A 17,239-nucleotide genomic window follows, 5' to 3' on the forward strand; every position below is an offset into this window, starting at 1 on the left:
CGCCAAGAGGTCAAAGGAGTCGATGCAAACGTTCACAAGCTCTCAGACCGTTTGGTCGATGCTGAGAGCACGTCGGTAATTCAAGCGTACGAACGCAGGATCAGAAAATTAGAGCGCGGCACTTAGAATTGACAGAAAAACTCTCAAATGCCCCTAAACCGCAGCATACTTGGGAAGAGTTGTTCGAACACGCTATGGAATTCCTGTCAAGTCCTTGGAAACTCTGGGCCTCTGATAGATACGAGGACAAGCGCGCAGTCCTAAAACTCACGTTTGCGGACCGATTAGCATGAGTTCGAAGGAAAGGGTTTTAACACCAAATATCTCTATGCACTTCAAGGCTTTAAAAGATTTTTGTGGGACAAAAAGGAAATGGCGCGCCGGGGAGGATTCGAACCCCCGACCCCCAGATTCGTAGTCTGGTGCTCTATCCAGCTGAGCTACCGGCGCCAAGCCGTCCTGCGTCATGGGGGTTTGAGGGTCTGTTTCCGCCGCCTGTTCGGCACCGGCCCCATGAGGCGTGCGGCGCAACCTAATCAGCTTGCCCGGCAAATGCAAGCCCCAATTGGTCGTGTACGCGGATGGGCCGCGGATGGGCCATGAGCCCCTGAAAATCGGCCTGGACAGGGCCGGCGGCCTTGCCAAGACCGGGCCGCGCGGTCTAGCGTCACGGCCAAACGACGCCCTGACAAACCCCCACGGATATCCGGACATGACCCGCCGCCCGTTCCCGCCCACATCCCGCCCATCTGCGGCTCGTACAGCAAAGCGGGTGCCCACCCGGCGCGGCCTGGCCGCCCTGATCACGGTGACGGCGGTGACGGCCCTGTCCGCCTGCAGCGGCAGCGACTGGCCGCGTCTGAGCGACCCCCTGCCCAGGGCCGAGGACCGGCAGCGCGTGATCGAGCGCGCCCGGCCGGCGGAACCGCTGCGCGCGCCGGACCCGGTGCCCGCCACCGTGGCGGAGGCCGAAAGCCTTCTGTCCGCAATTGCCGCCGCCCTGCGGGCCGATCGCCAGGCGTTCGAGGCCGCCCTGTCCGCCTTGACGGACAACAGGCCGGAGGACACTGCACCGGTCGGGCGCAGCGACTGGATCGCCGCCCAACTGGCCCTGACGCGGCTGAGCCACACCAGCGAACGCCTGGACCCGCTGGCCGACATGGCCCCCGATACCGAAACGGATGCCGACGCAAACACCGGCGCCATGGCCCCCGTCAGGGACCAGGCCGCCCGCCTGCGCCGCGAAACCGACGCCTATGTGGTCACCGCCCGCAAGCGCCTGGGCCGTCTGCAAAACTGACCCCGTTTTCTTAGGGTCAATTCTCAGGATTAATTCCCAGAGCCCATTCCAAGGGCCAACCCAATCTGCGCGCGCGGTATGACTGTGCGTGAGGCACGGCAGGGCGCAGGCCGTGGCGGCACTCAGGGCGTGGCGGCGGCAACCGCTTTTGCGACGGCGCGGACCACACAGTCCGCCGCCATCACCCCCGCCACGGTCAGGGCCAACGGTACAGGGGTATCAGGGGCATCCAAAGCGCGCGCGCCCGTGGACAGCGCGAACAGCGTATCGCCGTCAAACGGCGTGTGAATGGGCCGGATGGCACGGGCCAGGCCGTCCTGCGCCATAATCGCCAGGCGCCGACACTGCGCCTTGTCCAGGGCCAGATTGGTGGCCACCGCGCCAATGGTGGTGTTGCCGCCAAGCAGCCCGGCCTTGGGCAGCGTCACCCGGCCATGCACGGGAGCGGCGCCCCCGGCGGCATCGGTCACCGCGCCGAAACTGTTGACGGCGATCAGCGCCGCGACCCGGATACCGTCATCGCTGACCAGGCTGGCGCTGCCGATCCCGCCGGCCCGGTCCCCGGCGCGGGCGCCGTAGCCCGCGCCGGCGGTGCCCTGGATAACGGGGCCATCGCTGACTGCCGCCAGAGCGTCCCGGCCCAGGCGGGCATAGGGCGGGGTCTCCCCCCAGTCCTTGTCGCCGCCATTGGCGAGGTCGAACAGAATGGCCGACGGCACCACCGGCACCGCCCGCGCGCCCAGGGGAAGTCCGGTGCCGCGCGCTGACAGGGCGGCGACCACGGCATCCGCCGCGCCGAGGCCGAACACCGACCCGCCCGACAGCACCAGGCCATGAAACCCGTCGACCAGACAGGTCGGGTCCAACGCGTCGGTGTCACGGGTGCCGGGCCCGCCGCCGCGCACATCCACCCCCATGGCGACCGGCCTGTCGGGCAGGATGACGGTAACACCGGTTTTCACATCCGCGTCCGCCGCCTGACCGACGGCGATGCCGTCAATATCCGTCAGACAGTCCTTCGGGCCGGGCCGGGTGATGGTGTCGTGCATGATTTCGTCTCCACACGGGTGGGCTGGGTTTGGGGGTGCATCGCCGGGCAGGCCGGTGGCCCGTCACAGATAGCCCGTCACAGATAGCCCGTCACAGATAGCCCGTCACAGGCCCCAATCACAGGCCAGTTTCACAGGCTGTCATCCTCGCCGGGCAGGCATATGGTGAACACCGTGCCGGTGCCGCCGGTTTCACCGACGGCGATGCGGCCGCCATGGGCGACGACGATATCGCGGGCGATCGACAGGCCCAGGCCCGACCCGCCGGGCCGCCCCGAGGACTGAAACGCCTTGAACAGGGTGGGGCGCAGGCTGTCGGGGATGCCGGGGCCCTCGTCGCGGATGGCGATATGGGCGGTGCCATCCTCGTCCTTGGTGGCGGAAACATGGATGGCGCCGTGATCGTCCTGCACCTCGCGGGCGTTGCGGCACAGATTCATGATCACCCGGTGCAGCTGGTCCGGGTCGCCGTAAACGGTCAGCCCGTCCGCAATGTCGGAGGTAAAGCGGAAATGCGGTTCATCCCGCAGGCCGAGGGCACTCGCCACCTCCACCACAAGGGCGTCCAGGTCGTACCACTGCTTCTCCGGGGCGGGTTCCGCCGCACGGCCGTGGCGGATGGTCCGCTCGCACAGGGCAATGGCGCGGCTGACCGCGTTGACCAATCGGTCCGAGACCCGCTTCACCCCCGGATGGTCCACCCGTTTCAGCGCGCCGGAGGACAGCTGGATGGTGGACAAGATATTGCGCAGGTCATGATTGATCTTGGCCACCGCCTCGCCCAGTTCGGCGAGTCGCGCCTTTTGCTGCATGGACCGGCGCACATCCTGCTGCATGCGCGCCAGCTCCCGCTCGATAATGCCGATTTCATCGCGCCGCCGTGTGTGCGCCTTCAGCTTTGTCGGCCGGGTCGGTTGGCGGCTGAAGGCAACGATGTTGTTTTTCAGGCGGCGCATGGGCCTGACAACCAGCCAGTGCAGTGCCAGATAGACCAGAATACCGGTGAAAATGGACACCAGCAGCGACAACAGCAGAAGGCTGCGGGCATAATCGACCATGGCGTCGTAAAGCGGCGCCTCATCCAGGGTGATTTCCAGAAACCGTGTTGCCGGCAGCAGCGGGCGGCCCATCACCCGGATCACCCGCGTGCCCTTGGCGCCCAGCGCCTCGAACGCATCGCCGATCAGGCCGCCAAGCGTCGGATTGCGCAGGTCGTAACTGGCATTGGCCTCTTCCGGCATGGCGCCGAATCCCAGCATCAGGCTGATATCCTCACGCCGCATGACAACGGCGATCACTCCGGCGGTGGCCAGCAGTTCCTGCTCCAGCGCCGGGCTTACCGCATTGTTGGGCGCCTCCTCCAGGCTGAGGGCGGCGATCTGGGCGGCGACCAGGCGCTCCTCCAGATAGCTCTGGCGAAAGGCCGCCAGCGTCGGCACGAAGATCAGCGCTTCCAGAATGGTGACGAACAAAATCGTCAGCAGAAGCAGCCGGGAACGCAGACTGGATGTAAAAGGTCGGTAATAGTCGGACATCACGGGCCGGATTTGGGAACGGACAGCGTCTATTTAGAAGCGGCCCCGCCGTCCATGCAAGCTGCAATCTCCGTCCACAGGGAACTATTGCCCGGAACAGTTGCCCCAAAACAGGTACTCTGACACACTAACCGGGGATAGTGGTCCGCACCCGCCAACCGGGCCAGCGCCTCAAAGAGCGTTACCCAGGGCCGTGACTTCAGAGCCGACACCCAAACCCGGCACCGGCGGCAATTGACACAGGCAGGCCAAGCCGGTATAGAGCCCGGCTATGTTTTCGCCGGGGCGCCCAACAGGGCCGCGCCGGATATGACACCGTCCGTTCGGGCATGGTTTTCCATTCACCGGACCGGGCAAACAAATCACGCCCCGCGCGCCCGCCGCGCCCGGCGAGTATGGAGAAGACCAGTGAAACGCACTTTTCAGCCCAGCGTCATCGTGCGCAAGCGCCGCCACGGTTTCCGCGCCCGTATGGCCACCGTTGCCGGCCGCAAGATCCTCAATGCGCGGCGCGGCAAGGGCCGCAAGCGCCTGTCCGCATAAGACGGCACCCGGCCCCTGACAGGGCCGGTCCGCGACCGGGCCGCAGGGACAAAGGGCGGGCACCCCCCGCGAAAATCCCGGCCGCACATAAGCCCGGCAACAGACAATTGCAGCCGACCGACGCCCCCCGTCGGTCGGCTTTATTCTGTGATGCCATTTCTGTGACGACAGGACGGACAAAGGACGGATACGGGCACATGACGCAGACGGGGCAAGACAGGCCGAACCCATCGGCACCGCCCGGTACCGCCCCGGCGGTGGACGGGGGCACCATGTCCTCTGCGTCCCACAAGTCTCCAAAACGTCCTGAGTCCTCAAAGCCCCCTGAGTCGCAAACGCCCCGCATACAATACGGCCGGCTAACCCGGCGGGCCGAGTATCTGGCGGTCGCGGCAACGGGGCGCAAATGGATCACCCCGGCCTTTATCCTGCAGGCGAAACCCGGCGGCACCGGGGCCGGAGCGGAAACGGACGTCCGTCCCGAAGATCAAAGTGATAACCCGCCTGATCATCAGGCCGATACCCGGACCGATAGCCAGGCGGACGACAAAGCAGGCACACCCGCCGGCGGCGCACGCATCGGCTTCACCGTCTCGCGCAAGGTGGGCAAGGCCGTGGTGCGCAACCGCGCCCGGCGCCGATTGAAGGACGCCGCCCGCGCCGTGCTGCCGCGTCACGCCGCGCCGGGCTGGGACTATGTTCTGGTGGGCCGACAGGCGGCGGTCGCCTACCCCTTCGACCGTTTGCAAAGTGACCTGAAATGGGCCCTGCGCAAGCTGGCGGCGGGCGCCGATTTGACAAAACCGGCAGGCCGGGGCCGACGCCCCTCCGGCGTGGCCGGCCGCACCGGGGGGCAAAACCCACCGGCCGACAAACGCGCCGCGAAAAAAAGGCCGACGACTGGCAACGGCCCTAAGAAAAACCGGGACACATCCCCCGCAGGTCACGACGCTCCCGGCACCGGGACGGACGATAGGGTCGCTGATAAAGCAGTCGACAAAACGGCGCCCGAAACCGGCAACAGGCATGATGCCTGCTGCTGTCAGGCCGGGCAAAACAGGGCGCGCCCCGCCGGCACCACCGGACCAAACGGACCGGTGGGTGCTGCCGGGGCCGGAAAAAACGACGCACCCCTCAGCCTGGCGGCGCGCGGTGCGGTCCTGCTGATACGCGGCTATCAGCTTGTTTTATCGCCACTTTTGGGACCGAACTGCCGGTTTCAGCCAACCTGCAGTCAATATGCGCTGGAAGCCGTGCGTCTGCACGGTGGACTCAAAGGGTCATGGCTGGCAATAAGGCGCGTCATGCGGTGTCACCCATGGGGGGGACACGGCTACGATCCGGTGACGCCGCGCGGCGTCACCGGGCATAAAAAAACACCAAAAGGCGGGCACGCCGGCAAGCAAGGCCGGCCAGCGCGCGAAAACAACTGACTGTCGGGATGATGTGAGTGATGGGTGAGAACCGCAATCTGCTGGTGGCGCTGGGGCTGTCTCTGCTGGTGATGCTGGCCTATGACCAGCTGTATCTGAAACCGCAAATGGAGGCCGAGCGCCTGCGCTCCGAACAAATAGCCGCCGAAGAGGCCGCCAATCCGGCCGGCACCGATGCCACCCTCGCCCCCCAGGGTCCGGCACCCCAAGGCCCGGCGGCATCGCAGGACCTGACCCCGCGCGGCGCGGCGCCGGCGGCCGGTGCGGACACATCCGACACCCTGACGGCAAATATGGCGGCAAATGCGGCGAACGCCCCGCGCATCGCCATCAAGACCCCGGCGCTGGAGGGCAGCCTGTCCCTGCGCGGCGCGGTGCTGGACGATCTGGTGCTGGTGAACCACCGCGTCAGCGTCGAGGGCGACGCGGACAAGGTGCGCCTGCTGGCCCGGCCCGGCAGCGCCGAAAGCCATTATATCCGCTTCGGCTGGACGGCCCAGACGATGACACAGACGACGGCCCAGGCGACCAATGGCGCCATCACACCGCTGGCCCCCGCCGCCGATACGCTGTGGCGGGCGGACGGGGACACACTTAGCCCCGACAGCCCGGTCACCCTGACCTGGGACAACGGCGCCGGCCAGACCTACACCATGACCATCGCGGTCGACGACCGGTTCCTGTTCACCGTGACGCAGACCGTGCGCAACACGGCGGCGACCACGCTGACGGTGGCCCCTTACGGCCTGATCAGCCGCCGCGACCTGCCGCAAGGCTTTGGCGGCGATGACATGTATATTCTGGACATCGGACCCATCGGCGTGTTCGGCGACAGTTACCGGCACATCAGTTACGAGGACGTGCGCGAGGACGGGTTCGAGGAAACCGGCTCGGTCAGCTGGCTCGGCTTTACCGACAAATACTGGATGACCGCCCTCGTCCCCGACCAGACCACCCCGCTGGCCGAGGCCCATATCCGCCATATCGGCGGCGCGGCGCCGTCCTTCCGCGCCGATTTCGTCAAGAACTGGCAACGTGTCGGCGCCGGCGACAGCGTCACGCTGACCCACCGCGTCTATGCCGGCGCCAAGATCGTCGGCGTCATCGACGACTATGAAACCAAACACGACATCACCCTGTTCGACCGGGCCATCGACTGGGGCTGGTTCTACTTCCTGACCCGGCCGATTTTCGCCGGGCTGGAATTCTTTTTCGGCCTGACGGGCAATTTCGGTGTCGCCATTCTGCTGCTGACGGTGCTGATCAAGCTGGCGCTGTTCCCGCTGGCCAACAAATCCTATGTCTCCATGGCCCACATGAAAAAGGTCCAACCCAAGCTGAAGGCCCTTCAGGAACGCCACAAGGACGACAAGGCCCGCCTGCAACAGGAAATGATGGCCCTGTACCAGAAGGAAAAGATCAACCCGCTGGCCGGCTGTCTGCCGATCGTTGTGCAGATCCCGGTTTTCTTCGCCCTGTACAAGGTGCTGTTCGTCACGATTGAGATGCGCCACCAGCCGTTTTTCGGCTGGATCCGCGACCTGTCGGCGCCGGATCCGCTGACACCGGTCAATCTGTTCGGCCTCATCCCCTGGGACCCGCCCACCTTCATCGCCATCGGCATCTGGCCGATCCTGATGGGCGTGACCATGTGGCTGCAGCAGAAGCTGAACCCGGCCCAGATGGACCCGACCCAGCAGCGCATCATGAACCTGCTGCCGATCATCTTCACCTTCATCCTGGCCAATTTCGCCGCCGGGCTGGTGATTTACTGGACGTGGAACTCGCTGCTCAGCGTGGCACAGCAATGGGTCATCATGCGGCGCGAGGAAGCGCGCTCCGGCACGGACTGAGACCGTGGCGGCCCCCGCTCCCATGACATGCGCCTCCACACACAGGCCCCGGCCGGAGGCCCGGCCATGACCCGCAAGCCGCCTGCCGCCCGCAGTCAGGACAACGGCACCGGGAGGGGCCGTGGCAAGGGCAAGGACTTTGGCGAGGCCTCTGGCAGTCCCGCCGGTGCCCCAATGCCTGCGAGTGCAGACGGGGCTGCGGGGGCAAACGGTGGCGCCGGCGATGACGGCCCCGACGGGGACCGGGACGCCCGGCTCGCCGACATCGGGCGCCGCCTGTTCGCCGGCCAGGCCGATTTCGTCAAGGGGGCCGTTTCGCTGGACACCCTGCCGCCGCCGGACCGGCCCGAAATCGCCTTTGCCGGTCGCTCCAATGTGGGCAAGTCCAGCCTGCTGAACGCGCTCACCGGGCGCAAGGCTCTGGCGCGCACCTCCAACACCCCCGGCCGCACGCAGGAGCTGAACTATTTCCGCCTCGGCGACGGTATGGACCTGCCGCTCTATGTGGTGGACCTGCCCGGATACGGCTATGCCCGGGTCGAACGCAAACAGGTGGAACGGTGGACGCGGCTGGTCAAGACCTATCTGCGCGGCCGGCCCAGCCTGCGCCGGGTCATGCTGCTGATCGATGCGCGGCACGGGCTGAAGGCCAATGACCGTGAGATCATGACCATGCTGGACGAGGCCGCCGTCAACTATCAGCTGGTGCTGACCAAGATGGACAAGCTGAAAGTGTCCGAGCGCGCCGCCATCGCCGCCCGCGTCGCGGCCCAGGCGGCCGGCCATGTGGCCTGCCACCCCGTCATCCTGCCCACCAGCAGCGAAAAGGACTGGGGCCTCGGCGACCTGAAAGCGGACATCGCCGGCCTGCTGGCCTGACGCGCGCCCGCAAATCTCACCCCACAAAAAAAGAACCCCACAACAGGGCTCCTCAGGCGAGCCCCAAAGGCAGAACAGGGCAGACTGGGCATCCATGAGGCGGCTTCAGGCCGGCGAACTGTCCCCACGCGCGCGTCTTGTCAGGGCCGGCACACTGCCGCCTGCGCGCAAATCACTGCCGTGACCGACCCGAACCAGTGTCAGGAAACCCCTACCAGCGCCTTCAGCGTGTCGGCGGCGGTGGCCTCCAGCCGGTCGAAATCATCGGGGCCGAGCGCCGGGCGGCCGGTTTTCGCCGCCAGTTCCATCTGGGCGCACAGCTCCCCCAGCTGCATGGCGCCGAACGAGCGCGCCGCGCTTTTCAGGGCATGGGCCTGCACTTCGACCGTGTGGGGGTCGCCGGCCTCGAACGCGGGGCGCAGCGTGGTCATGCGGCTGGCGATTTCGCCGCGCAGGGCATCCAGCAAGCGCGGCAGCACATCGCCGACCTCGCCCCGCCGCATTTCGATCACAGCCTTGTCCAGCAGGGCGTGGCTCATGACGCCGCCCTCCCATCGTCCATGCCCGGCGCGGACCCGACAGCGGGCGCCGGACCATCGGGGCTTTGCACATCGGGGTCTTGAACACCGGCAGCCGGGATATCGGGGGCCGACCCCCCTGGCAGCGGACCAGTTGACAGCGGACTGTCTGACTGGAGGCTGTCCGACTGGGGACTGTCTGGCCGGGAACTATCGGACGGGTGACCATCCAGCATTGGACCATCCGACATTGGGGCTCGGGGGCCGGCGGCCAGCCGGTAGACGCCCTTCAGGCCCGCCGGGTCCACCGGGCGGCCCTTGCGCAGAAAGACGATGCGGCCCTCGCCCGCCAGGGTTTCGGCCACCCGGCGTATGGCTGGCAACAGCCGGCGCCAGTCCTCCCCGCCCGTCACCAGTGTCAGGGCAACATCACGCGGCGACACGCTGCGGCGCCCAGTGACCAGCTTGGTCAGGGTTTCGGCAATGGCGGCATCCATCCCGCCAGCGGATTTCGTCATGACGCGGTCCCCAATCCTGCCCGGATTTCACACTGTCTGCTTACGGCCCGGCCCTTTTATATGCCCGCAGGTGGCACCGCATGAACCTGTCTCGCCCCGCCTATCCGTCCGCCGGACACGCCCCCTGAAAACGGAGGCGGAATAATGGCTGACAACGGCCGGGACGCACGTTAGGCTCGCGCCCAGTTTAAAAGGGAATTGCGTCATGCCAAGGTCTTCTTTGAAAAAATCAGCCCGTTTGGTTTTCAGCCTCTCGCTGCTGGCCGGCGGACTTGCCGCCTGCGGCTCCGGCCAGGACAGTGACACGGACGAGACGCAGGACCCCGCCGTCCCCCCCACAATCGAAGAAAGTGAAACAATGCCCGCAGACGTCGCCGCGTATAAGGCGGAAAATCTTGCCTTTTTGGAGGAAAACGCCGCCCGCGAGGGGATCACGGCCACCGACAGCGGCCTGCAGTACAAATCCCTGGCCGAAGGGGACGGCGCCACGCCCGAATTGCAGGATTTCGTCGTCGTCCATTATGAGGGCCGGCTGATCGACGGCACGGTGTTCGACAGCAGCCGCAAACGCGGCGAACCCGCCACCTTCCCTCGCCAGGGCCTGATCTCCGGCTGGGTCGAGGCCCTCGGCCTGATGCGGGCGGGCGACCGGTGGGAGCTGACCGTGCCCGCCGACATGGCCTACGGCGCCAATGAGCGGCCGTCCATTCCGGCCCATTCCACCCTGATTTTCGATATCGAACTGATCGAGGTGAAAAGCCGCGCCGCCCTGATCGAGGATATGAAGGCGCCGCAGCGGGCCTATCTGGACAGCAATGCCGGCGCCGATGGCGTCACCATCACCGACAGCGGCCTGCAATACAAGGTGCTGGAAAAAGGTACGGGCGGCGACAACCCGACGGCGGAATCAAACGTCACGGTGCATTATGCCGGCCGCCTGATCGACGGCACGGAGTTTGACAGCAGCTACAAGCGCGGCGAGCCCGCCACCTTCCCGCTGAACGGCGTCATTCCCGGCTGGACCGAGGGCCTGCAGCTGATGCAGGTGGGCGACAAGTTTGAACTGACCGTGCCCGCCGACCTGGGATACGGCGCCCGCGGCGCCGGCCAGACCATTCCGCCCTACGCCACCCTGATCTTCGAGGTGGAGCTCCTCAACATCGAAGGCTGACTGTTTCACCGCGTGTTCGGCACAGGACACGGGACGGCCGGCTGAAGGATTGGGCCGTCCCGTATTCCAAAGAGTCCCCAACGGGCCTGAGGATACGGCCTGGCCTCTATTAATTTTGGCAGGGTCACACCTTACCCGCAGCGTTCGCGACTGGTATCTGCCGGGTAGGATTTTGCCGGCCTGCTGCCCCTCTTTCCCACTGATTTTTGTTGAGCAGGGCTTAACCGTCCCACGCCCCCACCCGGCCACCCACGGGATCATATGCTATGGGTGGCCGGGTGGGGGCGTGGGACGGTTAAGCTCTTCGGGCTATAATCCCGTGAGGGAAAGGACCGGCCAGGCTTTTCAAACAAATTAAGGCAGGGCACCCAACTTCTGGCACCATCAAAGGTCACACCCTCACACTAGGCACAGCACGCCGTAACAGGTGCCGAAGACAAAGCGGAACAGCAGGTACAGGGCGGTGTCGATTGCCGCCATGGCGGCCAAAAACGGCAGGGCGACATACAGGACGCCATAGGCGAACGCCCACACGGTCAGGCGCGGCGGCGGCAGGTGCCGGCCCTGGACCGGTCCCGGCCTCGATCTCCGGCCCGTTCCACCTGAGGCTTCGTCGGCCTGTCGCTTATGTCTTTTGCCCTTGCGTCCGGGCGGCGGCTGTTCTGTCATGGGCGGCAGTTTAGCCCTTCCCGCCCGTCGCGGCAAAGGGGCGCTAGCAGCTGGACGCCCATGATGACGGACATCGCACCAGACGGCATAGACCTGCATTTCGGCGACATCGCGGCCCCGGACTGGGACGCGGTGGACGCCGACAGGCCACTGCCGGTGCAGCAGCACTGGGCCTACGGCCTGGCGGCGACGGCCATGGGCGGGCGGGTCCGGCAGGTGACCGTCACGGCCCACGGCCGGGCGGTGGCCATCGGTCTGATGGGGACGCGGCGGATCGCCAGGCTGATCCAGTTGTCGAGCCTGCTGCGCGGACCGGTGTGGCTGCCGGCGGCACGGGCCGGGCCGGGCAGGCGGATCGCCATTTTCAAGGCCCTGGCGCAAGCCCATCCCAAGCACCGCTGGTGTTTCCTCGCCGTTCAGCCCGACTGGCCCGCCGGCGGTGGCGCGGATTGGGACGGGGACGTAGACACAGGTGCGCGCGGCGATGCTGTCCTGCGGCGGGCGGGACTGCGGCGCGTGATGTCCGGTTTTTCCACCGCCTGGCTGGACCTGCGCACCGATACGGACCGGTTGCGCGCGGGTCTGCGGCAGAAATGGCGCAACCAGTTGAAAAAAGCCGAGGCCGCTCGGATACAGATCGCCGTCGGCGGCACGCGGGCAAGGCAGTATGACTGGCTGATCACTGCGGAAGACGCACAGCAGACGGCGCGCGGATACCGCGCCCTGCCGGCCGGCTTTGCCCGTGCCTATGCCGGGGCGACGACGACAGCGCCCGGGACCGCGTGCGGTGCCGGCATGCTGTCGGTGACCGCCCATCTGGGCGGGCAGAAAGTGGCGGGCGCCCTGTTTCTGTGCCACGGCACCAGCGCCACCTATCATATCGGCTGGACCGGGGCGCCAGGCCGCGCGGTCTCGGCGCAGAACCGGGTGCTGTGGGAGGGATGCCTGGCCCTGAAGGATCGGGGTATCCGCTTTCTGGACCTGGGCGGGCTGGACACCGGAGCGCTGGCGGGGATCAGCCGGTTCAAGCTGGGGCTCGGCGCCGCGCCCGTGACGCTGACCGGGAGCTGGATGTGAGAAAAGCGGAGAGCGGCGGGGTTGATGCGACGGGAAGCGACACCGGCCCCGCCCCGGGCCAAAAGCGAACCCGGCGCGAATTTACTGGCGCCGAGAAGTGTTATATTATAACAAATTGCGATACAGCCTGAACGGCATTGAGTGTGCCGCCCCGATGGAAAACCGAGACCGCTGGAAAACGAGACTGCCGCCCGTGCCCGTGAACCTTGTCATTTTAACGCTTGTCACCGCCGGCGCGCCGCTGATCGCCGGGATGCTGTCGCGCACGCCGGTCTTGCGGCGGGGGCTGGACGGCTTTGTCCTGGTCACGGTGCTGGCGCTGGGGGTGCTGAGCCTGCTGCCGGACGCCATGGCGCATCTGGGGCTGCCGGCGCTGTTGCTGGCGGCCCTCGGCTTCGGCCTGCCGTGGCTGGCCGAGCGGCTGCTGCACCACGGCGAGACGGCCACCCACCGCCTGCTGCTGGTGCTGTCGGTGTGCGCCTTTGCCCTGCACGTGGCGGGCGACGGCGCGGCACTGGCCCATTTCGGCGCGCGAATCGGCGACGACGGGAACTTTGCCGCCGGCATGATCATCCTGCACCGCATGGGGGTCGCCACCGCGCTGTGGTGGCTGCTGCGCCCCATGCTGGGCGTGGCCGGCAGCCTGGCGATGATCCTGCTGCTGGCGGTGGTCACGCCGGCCGGCTATATGCTGGGCAGTGCCCTGGACGGGGTGGTCCACGCACCGGTGAGCGCCGGCCTGCTGGCCTTTGCCGCCGGGTCGCTGCTGCATGTGATGCTGCATCCGGTGGAAATGCCGGCGCAACACACCCCGCCGGCCGGCGGCACAGAGACCACGGGGAATGCGGGGAACGCGGAGGCCGATACGGGGAACCGGCGCCGGCGCGCCTATGCCATGGCGCACCGGATCGGGACCTGTGCCGGGCTTGTCTTTGTCGCGCTGGTCTGGGGCGGGGTTCTGACCGGCGATGGGACGGCAGACCCCGGCATGGCTGATCACGGCATGGCGGATCATGGCATCGTAGGGCACGCGCCGGCGGATCCCGCGTTGGCAGAGAAGGCCCTGACGGACCCGGAAAAGGCGAACCAAGAACAGGTGGGCCAGGAACAGGCGGGTCGGGAACAGACGGGTCGGGAACAGACGGGCCACACCCTGACGGGACACGACCTGACGGGACACGGGGCCGCCATGGACCTGACCGTGGTGCGCCTGCTGTCACCGCTGCTGCTGACCCTGCTGGCGGTGCGGGGCGCGGCGCCCTGGACGGTGCTGGCCGCCGTCACCGCCGGCCTGACCGGCCCGCTGAGCCCGGCGGCGACATGGATCGCCGCCTGGACATCCGCCTGGCCGCCGGCCGCCGGGATCCTCCTGCTGTGCAATGCGACCCTTGCCCTGTGGGCGGTGGCGGTGGCGGGGCTGATGATCCGCGACGGCGCCCGGCGGTTCTTCGAGCCCTTTGTCCCGGCCCATCGCGGCCACAGCCACGGCACACACGCCAACATGTCCGCGCCGGGCACATCCGCATAAAATATCCGGCGACAGTGACGATATCCGGCCTGCGGGCCCCGGACTGACGGCAAAAGCCGGCAAGGGCCCGGGCGTCCGGCTCATTATGGTTTGAAGAGCCTAGCCGGCCCGCTCCCCCTCCCGGCCACCCATAGCGTACGATCCCGTGGGTGGCCGGGAGGGGGAGCGGGCCGGCTAGGCAGCGCCCGGCAAAAATCAGTGGAGCAACAAGACAACCAAACCCTGGCCCAATTGAAAAAATGAGAGTAGACCGGCCGGGCCCTGCAAAAACCGGACGAACGGCAGGGGGCACAATGCACACATGCGGAAACACCCATGCGATTTAAAAACCGGACAGTGGTTCTGACGGGCGGGACGGCGGGCCTTGGCGAGGTGACGGTCAAGGCGTTCGCGCGCGAGGGCGCGCATGTTTTCTTTTGCGGCCTGATCGACGCGGAGGGCGAACGGGTGGCCGCTGAAGCCACGGAAGCGGCCACACAAGCCGCGACAGACGCGGCCGGGGACGCCGGAGCGGGCGGCACGGCCCGGTACCGCCGGGCGGACGTGCGGCGGGCCGGGGACATGGCCGCCCTGGTGGAGGACGCCGTGACCGCCACCGGCCGACTGGATGTGGCGGTGAACAATGCCGCCATATCCCATGCGGCCGCCCGCATGGCCGAGCAGCCGCTGGACAGTGTCAACGATGTGTTCGCCACCAATATCATGGGGGTGTGGCACGCCATGCACCACCAGATCCCGCCCATGGCACGGGCGGGCCGGGGCGCGATCGTCAACGTCGCCTCGATCCTGGGGGCTGAGGGGGCGCCGTGGATGGCGGCGTATGGCGCCAGCAAGCACGCGGTGATCGGCCTGACGAAAAGCGCGGCGCTGGACTATGCCGGCGCGGGCCTGCGCATCAATGCGCTGTCACCGGGGCCGATGCGGACCCCGATGTTCCGCCGGGCGCTGGAGGATATCGGCGGCGACCTGAGCAAATATGCCGGCGGCCTGCCGGACAGCGGCCCGCTGGACCCGGCGGCGGTCGCCGAGACCGTGCTGTTCCTGGCCAGCGACGGCGCCGCCGGCATCAACGGCGCCAATATCATCGTCGACGCCGCCACCACCAGCGGCCATGCGGGCCCGCCCGAAACGCGGCAGGCATGACCGCACCTTGAAATCCGGGCCGGACGACCCCACAGTCTGTTGCTGACGGGCGATGCGCGGGGGACGGACCAAGCCCCCCTGAAACGGTACTTTGAAACAGTATTCTGAAACAGGGCCATAAAACGGCCCTATAAAGACGGCCTTGTGAAAATCCATGTTCCACGCCCGTGGTGCAAACCGGTGTTTCGAGAGCGGCAGTGTCCGGCGGCAGACGATTTATGACAGACTTGCAGAGCGACAGTGAGACCGGGCCTGAAAACCAGGCCAAGGCCCAAGCAGAGATACAGACAGAGATACAGGCGGAGACACAGGTGGAAACACAGGCGCAGGCCCATCCGGTGAGCGCCTGGTTCCGGCGCACCTTCGCCGACCCGCAGATGGTGCTGCTGGTGGTGGTCGTCGCCCTGGCCTTTCTGGGGATCATGCTGTTCGCCCAGATGCTGGCGCCGGCCATCGCCGCCGTGGTCATCGCCTTTCTTCTGGACGGGCCGGTGAAGTGGCTGGAACGGCGCGGGGTGCCGCAACTGCTGGCGATCCCAGGTGTTTTCATCGGGTTTCTGGCGCTGAGCACGGTGATCCTGCTGTCGGTGGTGCCGCCGCTGGTCACCCAGATCGCCGGTTTCATCAATGAAAGCCCGGCCATGGTGGAAAGCCTGACGGACCTGCTGCTGGAATTGCAGCAGCGGTTCCCGGCCATCGTGACGGAGGCGCAGGTGGAAAGCTGGCTGGCACAGATCGGCGCCGAGATCGGGGCGCTGGGCCCGCGCATCCTGCAATACAGTCTGAGCGGCCTGACCGGAACGGTGACCATGATCGTCTATCTGGTTCTGGTGCCGCTGATGGTGTTTTTCTTCCTGAAGGACAAGCGCGAGATCCTGGCCTGGGCCGCCAGCTTCCTGCCGGCGGAAAAGCCCATCATCGAACAGGTCTGGGGCGAGGTGGTCGGCCGGGCCGGCGATTATGCGCGCGGCAAGATCTATGAAATCCTGATCATGGCGGTGTCGGCCTTTGTCATCTATCAGCTGATCGGCCTGCGCTATGCCACGCTGCTGGCGGTGGCGACGGGGCTGAGCGTGATCATCCCCTATATCGGCGCGGCCGCCGTGACCCTGCCCATTGCGCTGGTGGGCTATTTCCAGTGGGGATTCAGTTCGGAAATGGCGGTGGCGGTGGCGGCCTATCTTGGATTGCAGGCGGTCGACGGCAACATTCTGTCGCCGCTTCTGTTTTCGGAGGTGGTGCAGCTGCACCCCAATGCCATCATCGTGGCGGTGCTGGTTTTTGGCGGCATATGGGGCTTTTGGGGGGTGTTTTTCGCCATTCCGCTGGCCACCGTGGCCAACGCGGTGGTGCGCGCCTGGCGCGACAGAACACAGGACCTGGTGGCATCCGCCGTAGGAGAGGCAAACACCCCCCCGTTGTAAAACGCAAAGACGGCGGGCCGGGGGAAGATTCAATTGCGCTGAGGTCTTCCAATCGGCGGCAATATCTGCACAATGGGCCGCGTTTTCATCATTGAACAAAGACACGCCATGATCCTCGAATCCCGCAGTATTATTTTTTCCGACGAAGAGTTGGTCCTGGCCATGCGCCCGATTATGGAAACCAAGGGTCTGGACCAGAATCTTCATCCCACCGCCGTGGTCTCCGAACTGGACGACGAAGGCGAGGTGGCCGTACGCTTCGAATCAAACGGGTCCGAGCCCGTCCAGTTTTCCAGCCGGGAAGTGGGCGCGGCGGTTTTGAACCATTGTATCGATCAGGGCATCCCCCTGCCGCGCGGATCCTATAAGGAACTGGCGATCCGCGGCGACCATGTGGCGCTGATCGTGCGCCTGGAAACCGGCGGCAGCACCGGCGGCACCGCCGATTACGACGACGAATAACCACACCCCCGTCTGGCGCGTAGCATAGCGGCCGATACGGCATGTTCCCCCGTCAGGACCGGACACCGGGCAAGGTCGGGACGCCTGAACCCTTATTTGATTTTTGGATGTGACCGGCGCCGGGTGTTTTCCGAGCG

General features: G+C 66.4%; 16 protein-coding genes, 1 tRNA gene and 1 pseudogene. 12 read left to right on the forward strand and 6 right to left on the reverse strand.

From position 1 onward, the window contains the following. Nucleotides 1-373: 373 nt before the first annotated feature. Nucleotides 374-450, reverse strand: a tRNA-Arg gene (locus tag BXY39_RS15920). 142 nt (nt 451-592) lie between these two features. Between BXY39_RS15920 and BXY39_RS15925 the strand changes: the two genes are divergently transcribed. Further along, complete coding sequence (locus BXY39_RS15925; protein WP_121939872.1) at nt 593-1,300, forward strand: hypothetical protein; 708 nt, start codon at nt 593-595, stop codon at nt 1,298-1,300. 122 nt (nt 1,301-1,422) lie between these two features. On the opposite strand, the gene BXY39_RS15930 is transcribed toward BXY39_RS15925, so the two are convergent. Then, nucleotides 1,423-2,349, reverse strand: coding sequence for a P1 family peptidase (locus BXY39_RS15930; protein WP_121939873.1), 927 nt, complete (start codon nt 2,347-2,349; stop codon nt 1,423-1,425). A 131-nt stretch (nt 2,350-2,480) separates the two neighbouring features. Next, nucleotides 2,481-3,884, reverse strand: coding sequence for a sensor histidine kinase (locus tag BXY39_RS15935; RefSeq protein WP_121939874.1), 1,404 nt, complete (start codon nt 3,882-3,884; stop codon nt 2,481-2,483). A 408-nt stretch (nt 3,885-4,292) separates the two neighbouring features. On the opposite strand from BXY39_RS15935, the gene rpmH reads away from it, so the two are divergent. The 5 genes and pseudogenes from rpmH to yihA all read left to right on the forward strand — a co-directional run bounded on the left by rpmH (nt 4,293) and on the right by yihA (nt 8,592). Further along, complete coding sequence (rpmH, locus tag BXY39_RS15940) at nt 4,293-4,427, forward strand: 50S ribosomal protein L34 (protein WP_121939875.1); 135 nt, start codon at nt 4,293-4,295, stop codon at nt 4,425-4,427. 272 nt (nt 4,428-4,699) lie between these two features. Continuing rightward, nucleotides 4,700-5,194: pseudogene (gene rnpA / locus BXY39_RS20065) on the forward strand (ribonuclease P protein component); the annotation flags it as partial. Between the two features lie 372 nt (nt 5,195-5,566). Continuing rightward, nucleotides 5,567-5,860, forward strand: a complete 294-nt coding sequence (gene yidD, locus BXY39_RS20070) for a membrane protein insertion efficiency factor YidD (protein WP_121939946.1) — start codon at nt 5,567-5,569, stop codon at nt 5,858-5,860. 20 nt (nt 5,861-5,880) lie between these two features. Beyond that, entirely contained in the window at nt 5,881-7,713 is a 1,833-nt protein-coding gene (gene yidC / locus BXY39_RS15955) for a membrane protein insertase YidC (protein ID WP_121939876.1), read from the forward strand. Nucleotides 7,714-7,887: 174 nt separating this feature from the next. Next, nucleotides 7,888-8,592 carry a ribosome biogenesis GTP-binding protein YihA/YsxC gene (yihA, locus tag BXY39_RS15960; protein WP_121939947.1) on the forward strand — a complete coding sequence of 235 codons (705 nt, stop codon included), beginning with the start codon at nt 7,888-7,890 and terminating at the stop codon, nt 8,590-8,592. A 200-nt stretch (nt 8,593-8,792) separates the two neighbouring features. On the opposite strand, the gene BXY39_RS15965 is transcribed toward yihA, so the two are convergent. Together BXY39_RS15965 and BXY39_RS15970 are read right to left on the reverse strand one after the other, a co-directional pair. Continuing rightward, nucleotides 8,793-9,131, reverse strand: a complete 339-nt coding sequence (locus BXY39_RS15965; RefSeq protein ID WP_121939877.1) for an Hpt domain-containing protein — start codon at nt 9,129-9,131, stop codon at nt 8,793-8,795. After that, the gene (locus BXY39_RS15970) at nt 9,128-9,628 is read right to left on the reverse strand and encodes a DUF3253 domain-containing protein (RefSeq protein ID WP_121939878.1); all 501 of its coding nucleotides are present in this window, start codon (nt 9,626-9,628) and stop codon (nt 9,128-9,130) included. The genes BXY39_RS15965 and BXY39_RS15970 overlap by 4 nt, the downstream gene beginning before the upstream one ends. A 205-nt stretch (nt 9,629-9,833) precedes the next feature. Between BXY39_RS15970 and bamJ the strand changes: the two genes are divergently transcribed. Next, nucleotides 9,834-10,799 (forward strand): BamJ family beta-barrel-assembly machinery protein, encoded by a 966-nt coding sequence (gene bamJ, locus BXY39_RS19965; protein ID WP_121939879.1) that lies wholly within the window; start codon nt 9,834-9,836, stop codon nt 10,797-10,799. Nucleotides 10,800-11,198: 399 nt separating this feature from the next. On the opposite strand, the gene BXY39_RS15980 is transcribed toward bamJ, so the two are convergent. Then, complete coding sequence (locus BXY39_RS15980) at nt 11,199-11,468, reverse strand: hypothetical protein (protein WP_121939880.1); 270 nt, start codon at nt 11,466-11,468, stop codon at nt 11,199-11,201. Nucleotides 11,469-11,528: 60 nt separating this feature from the next. On the opposite strand from BXY39_RS15980, the gene BXY39_RS15985 reads away from it, so the two are divergent. The 5 genes from BXY39_RS15985 to BXY39_RS16010 all read left to right on the forward strand — a co-directional run bounded on the left by BXY39_RS15985 (nt 11,529) and on the right by BXY39_RS16010 (nt 17,102). Then, nucleotides 11,529-12,545, forward strand: a complete 1,017-nt coding sequence (locus BXY39_RS15985; protein ID WP_121939881.1) for a GNAT family N-acetyltransferase — start codon at nt 11,529-11,531, stop codon at nt 12,543-12,545. Nucleotides 12,546-12,738: 193 nt separating this feature from the next. Continuing rightward, nucleotides 12,739-14,073, forward strand: coding sequence for a ZIP family metal transporter (locus BXY39_RS19405; RefSeq protein ID WP_170163891.1), 1,335 nt, complete (start codon nt 12,739-12,741; stop codon nt 14,071-14,073). A 315-nt stretch (nt 14,074-14,388) separates the two neighbouring features. Continuing rightward, nucleotides 14,389-15,216, forward strand: coding sequence for an SDR family NAD(P)-dependent oxidoreductase (locus tag BXY39_RS16000; RefSeq protein WP_121939883.1), 828 nt, complete (start codon nt 14,389-14,391; stop codon nt 15,214-15,216). Between the two features lie 218 nt (nt 15,217-15,434). After that, nucleotides 15,435-16,640: an AI-2E family transporter gene (locus tag BXY39_RS16005; RefSeq protein WP_121939884.1), complete on the forward strand. Its 1,206-nt coding sequence runs from the start codon at nt 15,435-15,437 to the stop codon at nt 16,638-16,640. 108 nt (nt 16,641-16,748) lie between these two features. Further along, nucleotides 16,749-17,102 (forward strand): hypothetical protein, encoded by a 354-nt coding sequence (locus BXY39_RS16010; protein WP_147453610.1) that lies wholly within the window; start codon nt 16,749-16,751, stop codon nt 17,100-17,102. Nucleotides 17,103-17,239: the final 137 nt, after the last annotated feature.

The sequence above is a fragment of the Eilatimonas milleporae genome (assembly GCF_003688555.1).
Lineage (GTDB): Bacteria > Pseudomonadota > Alphaproteobacteria > Sphingomonadales > Kordiimonadaceae > Eilatimonas > Eilatimonas milleporae.